Annotated in this window: 7 protein-coding genes (1 of these 7 only partly in view); 3 read left to right on the forward strand and 4 right to left on the reverse strand. The window is 65.0% G+C overall.

The features are described from left to right. Positions 1-41: 41 nt before the first annotated feature. Together WBP07_RS15260 and WBP07_RS15265 are read right to left on the reverse strand one after the other, a co-directional pair. Positions 42-1,259 (reverse strand): M20 family metallopeptidase, encoded by a 1,218-nt coding sequence (locus WBP07_RS15260; protein WP_395392339.1) that lies wholly within the window; start codon positions 1,257-1,259, stop codon positions 42-44. A gap of 19 nt (positions 1,260-1,278) precedes the next feature. Next, the gene (locus tag WBP07_RS15265; protein WP_395392341.1) at positions 1,279-2,655 is read right to left on the reverse strand and encodes a lipopolysaccharide biosynthesis protein; all 1,377 of its coding nucleotides are present in this window, start codon (positions 2,653-2,655) and stop codon (positions 1,279-1,281) included. 194 nt (positions 2,656-2,849) lie between these two features. On the opposite strand from WBP07_RS15265, the gene WBP07_RS15270 reads away from it, so the two are divergent. Together WBP07_RS15270 and WBP07_RS15275 are read left to right on the forward strand one after the other, a co-directional pair. Continuing rightward, the gene (locus WBP07_RS15270) at positions 2,850-3,608 is read left to right on the forward strand and encodes a sugar phosphate nucleotidyltransferase (RefSeq protein ID WP_395395804.1); all 759 of its coding nucleotides are present in this window, start codon (positions 2,850-2,852) and stop codon (positions 3,606-3,608) included. Between the two features lie 217 nt (positions 3,609-3,825). After that, a complete protein-coding gene (locus WBP07_RS15275) occupies positions 3,826-4,098 on the forward strand; it encodes a histidine kinase (RefSeq protein ID WP_395392343.1) in 273 nt (90 codons plus the stop codon). Between the two features lie 102 nt (positions 4,099-4,200). Here the strand turns inward: WBP07_RS15275 and hemN are convergent, their stop codons facing one another. Then, complete coding sequence (hemN, locus tag WBP07_RS15280; protein ID WP_395395805.1) at positions 4,201-5,514, reverse strand: oxygen-independent coproporphyrinogen III oxidase; 1,314 nt, start codon at positions 5,512-5,514, stop codon at positions 4,201-4,203. A gap of 199 nt (positions 5,515-5,713) precedes the next feature. Here hemN and WBP07_RS15285 point away from each other — a divergent pair, with 199 nt between their 5' ends. Next, complete coding sequence (locus WBP07_RS15285) at positions 5,714-6,412, forward strand: OmpW family protein (RefSeq protein ID WP_395392344.1); 699 nt, start codon at positions 5,714-5,716, stop codon at positions 6,410-6,412. Positions 6,413-6,487: 75 nt separating this feature from the next. On the opposite strand, the gene WBP07_RS15290 is transcribed toward WBP07_RS15285, so the two are convergent. Continuing rightward, positions 6,488-6,999, reverse strand: the 3' portion of a protein-coding gene (locus tag WBP07_RS15290) for a Crp/Fnr family transcriptional regulator (protein WP_395392346.1). Its footprint extends 190 nt past the window's final position; 512 of the gene's 702 nt are visible here — the last part of the coding sequence; its start codon lies beyond the right edge, outside the window — the gene reads right to left on this strand; the stop codon is at positions 6,488-6,490.

Below are 6,999 nucleotides of genomic sequence, written 5' to 3' on the forward strand. Positions count from 1 at the left end.
AGGCAGGCCCTTTATGGCAATGACCGCAGCGGCAATCCCGCCTAGCCGAAGCCGCGATCCAGCCAGTTCTGCGCGAGGCCCGCAAGGAATGCTGACCCGCGCGGCAGCACGGTTTCATCAACCATCATCTTGGTCGAATGGATGCCGCAGCAGTGCTGCCAGTCCGCCCCTTCCTGCGCCACGCCCAGGAAGAACATCGCGCCGGGCACCTTTTCCAGCACATAGGCGAAGTCTTCCGCGCCCATGATCGGATCGGGCAGGCGGCGGAAAGCGCCCTCCCCAAACAGGGCTTGCGCCACGCCTTCGCCGAACGACACCGCGCGCGGATCGCAGACGGTCACCGGGAAGCCTTCGAGGATGGTCGCCTCGCCGGTCAGCCCATGCGCGCCGGCGATCCCGGCCACCAGGCGCGGCAGTTCGTCCTTCAACCGCGCGCGGTTCTCGGCCGAAAGCGTGCGCATCGTGCCGGTGAGCCTGGCCGTATCGGGAATCACGTTGTGCGCACTGCCCGCCTCGATCTTGGCGATGGTGACCACCACTGGATCGAACACACTGTAGCGGCGCGCCACCATGGTCTGGATGGCCATCACGATTTCACAGGCGACAGGCACCGGATCGACCGTATCGTGCGGCATCGAGGCATGGCCGCCGCGCCCGGTGACGGTGATACGCAGTTCGTCCGCCGCCGCCATCAGCGGCCCGGCGCGCCCGCCGATCAGTCCGTGCGGGGCATTGGGCATGATGTGTAGCGCGAACGCCGCATCGGGCAGCGCACGATCGAAGCCCTCGCCGCCCAGCAACCCGTCATCGAGCATGAAACGGGCGCCGTGATGCCCTTCCTCGCCCGGCTGGAACATGAAGCGCACCTCGCCCTTCAGGCTGCTCGCCTGCCCGGCAAGTATCTCCGCCGCGCCCGCCAGCATGGCGACGTGGGTGTCGTGACCGCAGGCGTGCATGACGCCGGGAATGGTGGAAGCGAAAGGCAGCCCGGTCTCTTCGGGCATCGGCAGCGCATCGGTATCGCCGCGCAGCAGGACGGTGCCGCCCTCTCCCGCGCCGCCCTTCAGCGTGGCGACAAGGCCGGTAGTCGAAGGGCCCGCGCTCCATTCCAGCGGCAGGTGGGCCAGCGCCTCGCGAATCTTGTCGCGCGTTTTCGGGTTGTGCAGGCCGATCTCGGGCTCCGCATGGATCGCGCGGCGCAGCGCGACGATGCGGTCGGACAGGCGGGCGGCTTCGCGGGTCAGCAGGTCTGTGGACATGCCCCCATGATAGCCACGGTCACTCCACTGTCGAGCCGGGTTCGTCCGGTTCCGGCTCTGCGTCGATCACGCGGATCTCATCGCGGTCGATCAGGCGCAGCGTGTGCCAGGCCATCGCCCCCATCGCCAGGTAGGACACCGCGCCTGCCAGCGCCACGGCCCAGGCCGCCCCGCTGGGGCCGATCGGGATGAAGAACACCAGCCCGAGCACCAGCGCGACCACCGAGATCAAGCGCGCGACCAGCGAGGCTTGCGCGCGTCCCGTCGAATGGAGCACCGGTTCGAACGCCACGCTGGCGAAATCGAAACAGGCGGCCAGAGTCAGCGGAACCAGAATCGCCTCGCCCCGCTCGAACGCGTCGCCGCCGATCAGCGCCAGCAGTTCCTTGCCCAGCAGGATCGCCACGGCCACCACCACCACTCCGCCGAGCCCGGCGATCTTGCTGGTCTGTAAGGCCAGCTTGCGGAACTCGCCCGCTTGCGAGGAGACCCGCGCGCGCGCCACTTCGGCATAGACCGAGCGCGTGAGCAGCGAGGACAGCTTGGTCAGCGCCTGCGACAGCTGCGAGGCAAGCCGGTAGAGGCCCGCCGCCTTGGTGCCCACCCAGGCGCCGACCACCAGCAGCGGCCCGTTCTTCACCGCCGCATCGAGCGTGGAGCCGACGTAGGTGACCATGAAGAAGCGGCCGATGCCGGGATTCTCGGCCAGGGCCTGGCGCCATTGCAGGAAATTGCGAAGGTTCACCGCCGCCGGGGCAAGCCGGCGCGCCATGATCCAGTAGAGCAGCGCTTCCAGCAGATCGATCGCCGCCCATGCGAGCAGAAAGCGGCCCACCGTGGGCCCGGTCAGCCAGATCACCAGTGCGGCGATCAGGCGCCCGGTGGGCACCACGGCCTCCACGTAGACGGCCATGTCGAAGCGGTGCAGCGCGCGCACGATGCCGGTCGGTGCCGATACCAGCGCCCAGAGCGAGGCGCAGCAGAACCAGAACGCCGTGTTCATGTAGAGCGGGTTCAGGTCCAGCATATGCGCGAACCCGTAGATCAGGATCGCCGCCAGCCCGCAGCCCATCACCGCGCCCAGCGCATCCAGCACGCCGCACAGCATGCCCAGACGGCCGAACTTGCTCCAGTCGTGGTTGTGCACATGTTCGCTGCCATAGCGCACGACCACGCGCCAGGTCTGGAAGCCGGCGATCGCGATCAGCGCCTGCGCGGTGCCGAAAATCAGCGAGAAGTGGCCGAAGTCCTTCAACCCCAGCGTGCGCGTGAGGATCGCCAGATAGCCGATCCCGCAGACCGCACCGAACCCCTTGCCGCCCAGCAGCCAGGCGGTGTTCTGAAGGATCCGGCCCAGCGGAGTGCTGCTCTCGTGACGGTGGCGTTTGGGAGACATTGAGCCTGCATTGAACGAGGGGGAGGCGAGTTGCAAGCCAGTCGCGAAATCGCGATTGCCGAAGCATGAACGGGGCGCTCCAGTCTACCCGATCCGGCCTGCGCAGCCGAGAGCTTATCGCTGCGCACCTTTCCCTTTTGCGCGGCAATCACTAGATGCAGACCATCTCCCCCGCGAACATGAATGTGAACCCCATGATCGAACACGCCATTCTCCTCAGCGCCGGCCAGGGCTCGCGCCTGCTCCCCCTCACGGCCGAGCGTCCCAAGTGCATGATCGACTTTTCCGGCCGGTCGCTGATCGAATGGCAGATCGAAATGCTGGCGCGCGGCGGCGTGAAGCGGATCGATGTGGTGACCGGCTTCATGACCGATATGCTGGAAGAGCACCTGCAGTCGATCAAGGACCCGCGCGTCGAAGTGACCGTGCGGTTCAACCCCTTCTTCAAGGTGGCGGACAACCTGGGTTCGTGCTGGATCGCGCGTGAAGCGATGCGCGGCGATTTCCTGATCCTCAACGGCGATACGCTGGTTTCGGAAGAGATCGTTCGCAAAGTGCAGCAGGGCGCGACCGACAAGGACGGCAACCTCTGGCCGATCGCCGTCACCGTGGACGTGAAGCAGGAAGGCTACGACAGCGACGACATGAAAGTGGAGCGGACCGAAGACGGCCGCCTGGTCCACATCGGCAAGACGCTGACCGCCGCCCAGTCGAACTCTGAATCGATCGGCTTCCTGGCCTTCCGCGGCGAAGGGGCGGACTTGTTCCGCGAAACCGTGCGGCAGGCCATGCGCACCCCCGAAGGCGTGCAGCACTGGTACCTGAAGGTGATCGATTCGATCGCGCCCACCGGCAAGGTCGGCACCAATTCGATCGAAGGCCTGCACTGGGCCGAAGTCGACTTCCTCAACGATATCGAGATCGCGACGAAGCTCACCGATACCTGGAGCTGATCGCGCTTACCCGCTTACCCGCTGACAGAAAAATGGGCGGTCCCAAGGGACCGCCCTTCGAGTTGGGGAGAAGCGGTTCGCAACCGCCGCGATCGGGTGCGGTGGCTGCAAGACCGGCAGGCATTTCCTCGCAGATGCACGGCTCCGTGCCATTGATCGCGGTCAAATTCGAAGCGGCATCTTAATTTTTGTCGCAACCGACCGTTCTGGCAATGCCATGGACGCTTCCCGCTTCAAGCCCACCCCGATCCCGCGCGAGAGCCGACGACGAAAACTGACGCGATATGTCCTGATCGATTCCCAGGGGCAGCCTGTTGAGGTGATGATCCGCGACATTTCCTCGCACGGATTCAGCGCGGCAGCCGTCGGCACGGCACCACCCATCAACGAAGTGATTCGCGCGGTACTGGACGACGGGCGCGAGGTCTGGGGCCTGGTGCGCTGGGTGGATGGCAACCTGTTCGGCGTGGAACTGGAAACGGGCGGTTAGAGCGGTTTCCAATCGGGTGGAATCACATGATGAAGCGGAAAACGCGGAAAACCAAAAACTTAGAGCGGTTTCCGATCCGATTGCGTCGGATCCGCTGCTCCATCAGACTGCGGAACTGAACCGCCGCAGCGAGTGCTTGCGATAGGGATCGAAGCGCGCGGCAATGGAACGGGCATAGGGAAGCCCTTCCGGCCGGATCACCAGATCCTCGCCATCGTCCTCGCACAGTCCTGCCGCGAAATAGGGCTGCAGCAAAGGCCAGGCCTCCCTGCGCAGATCGGCGTCGATGTGGGCGCGATCATGACAAAGCAGCTTTTCGATCACGGCGGCGCGGCGGCGGTCGTCCATGCTGCGCACAATTCCCCGGCTGGTGGTAAGCCGTTCCTGCGCAAGCATCGTGCGATACTGGCCCGTATTCTTCGCGTTCTGGGCAAGCAGCGCGGGAAAGCTGCTGATCGATGATGCCCCAAAGCCGATCAGCACGGGTGCGCGATCCTCGGTAAACCCCTGAAAATTGCGATGCAGCCGGCCCGACAGCGCCGCCTGCGCCAAGCTGTCTCCCGGCCGGGCGAAATGGTCGAACCCGATCGGCACGTAGCCTTCGCCAACCAGGAACGCATGTCCGAATGCCGCCATCGCGAAACGCGCCTCCGCATCGGGCAGCGCCGATGCGTCGATCTTGCGTTGCCGGGGGATCAGGTGCGGCACGTGAGCATAGCCGAACAGCGCGATGCGATCGGCGCCGAGTTCCACCGTCCGCTCCAGAGAATCGCGCAAGTCACCCAGGGCTTGTCCGGGCAGGCCGTACATCAGGTCGAAATTGAGCGACCCGATGCCCGCGCTGCGCAGCATGTGCGTGCCCTGCTCGATCATGCGCGCCGGCTGCACGCGTCCGATGGCCTGCTGCAGGTGCGGCGCAAAGGTCTGCACGCCGAAACTGGCGCGCGTGATGCCGACCGATCCGATCACCGCCGCCCACTCCGGCCCGAAAGTGCGGGGATCCAGTTCGATCGACAGGATCGGCCCGGACGCAGCAAAGTGCAGCGTCAATGCATCGACCAGTCGCACGAAATCCACAGGCGATATTCCGTTGGGGCTGCCACCGCCGAAAGCAATGCGCGCGATCCGCGCGGTCTTGGGAAGGTGCTCGGCCACCAGCACGATCTCTCGGTGAAGGGCGTCCAGATAGCTCGCCACCCTGTCGGTTCGGTTGGCGACGCTGGTGTTGCAGCCGCAGTACCAGCAGATCTTCTCGCAGAACGGGATGTGCACATAGAGCGAGACGTCCCCTCGCGCGTTTTGCAGTGCGGTCGCGAAGTCCGATGGCCCCACACCCTCCCCGAACTCCGCCGCCGTGGGGAAGCTGGTGTAGCGCGGCACGGGAACTGCCAGCAGTTCGGGATGATAGGTCCACATGGGCCGCAGCATCGCATCGCCTTCGGCCTGCGTCATTGCGCTCGATCAAGCAGTGCATCTGGCGATGGAGTGGCGGATTTTCGCCGAATTTGCGCCCTGTCAATTCCTTGAACCGCGATCAGGCGCAGAGGCTTGGGCACAGCCGCTCAAGAGGGGGGATCGCATGGTGCGGCCCCGGCGGCGACGGAAAGAAGCAGACATGCGCAAACTGACCATGCTCGCAGCGCTCGCAGCCGCAACCGCGATCTCCACACCGGCGGTGGCGGGCAGCCCGGACGGCAAGTGGCAGGTAAAGGTGCTCGGCACCGCCGTCCTTCCCGATGGCAAGATCGACAAGATCAAGTCCATCGACACGAGCACGACACTCGGCAGTACGCTGGCAACGCTCGATAACGTCGGCACCAAGGCGAACGACAATGTGGTGCCAACCCTGGCGGTCGAGTATTTCTTCAACAAGACCTTCTCGGTCGAGACGATCTGCTGCCTCACCCAGCACCATGTCAGCGGCACTGGCGACATCGCCGGCGCGGGCCTGGTCGATCACGTGCTGATCCTGCCCGCCACCGCTACATTGAAGGCGCACCTCGACACCGGCACTCCCATCAAGCCCTATGTCGGGGCCGGACCGTCGATCTTCTTCGTAATCGACGAGAAGCCGGGCGATACGGCGAAGGCACTTGGCGTCGACAAGGTGAAGATGTCGAACGCGCTCGGCTTCGCACTGCAAGGCGGCTTCGACGTGGCGCTCAACGACAAGGGGCTGGGCCTCTCCTTCGATGCCAAGAAGTACTGGGTGAAGCCGACCGCCTCGTTCTACGACGACGGCGTGCTGGCGCTGAAGACCAGGCACGATCTCGATCCCTGGGTGCTGAGCGCGGGTGTCACCTACCGCTTCTGAGCGCACCTCACCCGAACGCAAAAGGGCCCGAACGCAAAAAGGGGAGCCATCGGCTCCCCTTTTTCGTTTCCGGTTTCAGCCGGCCTCTGCGGTCAGTGCCTCGAAGGCGAGAATCGTGACATCGCGGCGTGAGGGCAGATCGATCAGGCCTTCGTTCTTGAAGCGGGTGAACTGGCGACTGACAGTCTCGATCGTCAGCCCCAATACGTCCGCAATCTGCTGGCGCGAAAACGGCAGCGAAATGCGCTGTTGGCCCGGCATGTCGAACGCGATGGCGCAACCATGCCCGCCGAGCCGCTCCGCCATCTCCAGCAGGAAGCTTGCCAGCTTTTCTGAGGCGGACTTGCGCCCGAGCAGCAGCATCCAGCGACGCGTACGATCCAGTTCTCCAAGCGTGCGTTCCAGAAGCTTGTGCTCCAGCGCCGGATGCTCACGCGCGAAAGCATCGAAATCGCGGCGCGAAAAGACGCAGACCTTTGCCTCCGTCAGCGCGGTAACGCCATGCCCGGTGGTGCCGCCGAAGGGCCGCCCGATAAAGTCCGAAGGATAGACCACGCCAACGATCTGCTCGCGCCCGTCCTCGGTAT

Origin of the sequence: Novosphingobium oxfordense (assembly GCF_044029435.1) — a bacterium.
In the GTDB taxonomy this organism is placed as follows: domain Bacteria; phylum Pseudomonadota; class Alphaproteobacteria; order Sphingomonadales; family Sphingomonadaceae; genus Novosphingobium.

What these genes read in the sequence shown, in the direction of transcription:
- WBP07_RS15275 (WP_395392343.1), top strand. Translation starts at nt 3,826, where the DNA reads ATGGACGCTTCCCGCTTCAAGCCCACCCCGATCCCGCGCGAGAGCCGA.
- hemN (WP_395395805.1), bottom strand. Translation starts at nt 5,514, where the DNA reads ATGTGGACCTATCATCCCGAACTGCTGGCAGTTCCCGTGCCGCGCTAC.
- WBP07_RS15270 (WP_395395804.1), top strand. Translation starts at nt 2,850, where the DNA reads ATGATCGAACACGCCATTCTCCTCAGCGCCGGCCAGGGCTCGCGCCTG.
- WBP07_RS15265 (WP_395392341.1), bottom strand. Translation starts at nt 2,655, where the DNA reads ATGTCTCCCAAACGCCACCGTCACGAGAGCAGCACTCCGCTGGGCCGG.
- WBP07_RS15285 (WP_395392344.1), top strand. Translation starts at nt 5,714, where the DNA reads ATGCGCAAACTGACCATGCTCGCAGCGCTCGCAGCCGCAACCGCGATC.
- WBP07_RS15260 (WP_395392339.1), bottom strand. Translation starts at nt 1,259, where the DNA reads ATGTCCACAGACCTGCTGACCCGCGAAGCCGCCCGCCTGTCCGACCGC.